This is a genomic window from Alkalibacterium sp. MB6 (genome assembly GCF_009935905.1).
Taxonomy (GTDB): Bacteria; Bacillota; Bacilli; order Lactobacillales; family Carnobacteriaceae_A; genus Alkalibacterium.
Genome location: NZ_PREX01000080.1, coordinates 1 through 388 on the forward strand (window position 1 = coordinate 1; position 388 = coordinate 388).

1 protein-coding gene is annotated in these 388 nt (G+C 49.2%); it reads right to left on the reverse strand.

Translation table 11 applies throughout. From position 1 onward, the window contains the following. A partial coding sequence (locus tag C3945_RS11755; protein ID WP_202623374.1) for a substrate binding domain-containing protein occupies window positions 1–388 on the reverse strand: 388 nt, incomplete at both ends.

Genomic DNA, 388 nt, shown 5'->3' on the forward strand with positions numbered 1-388 from the left:
ACCAAGTCCCGATGTGGAAACACGGCATAGATTGCAGTGGCTTGCACGGGATAATCGGGGAGCACCTGTAGCAGTTTGCCGGTGTTTAAATCTTCCGCAACATGCCAGAGTGAATGATTGGAAATGCCTAAGCCCTGTAAGGCAGCCTGTCGAATGGCTTCACCCGAATTGCTACTAAAGTAACCTTCGACACGGATCTGTTCAGTTTCCCCCGCTTTATTCAGAAAGTGCCACTGGTCGGTTAAGCCATTGGCATGCTGTTGCAAAATACAGCGATGAGCCTTGAGATCAGATAAGCTTTCTGGAATCCCATAGTGTTGCAGGTAAGCGGGTGACGCACATAGCAACCTTGGATTTGAGCTTAATTGTCTGGCGATCAGACTGGAGC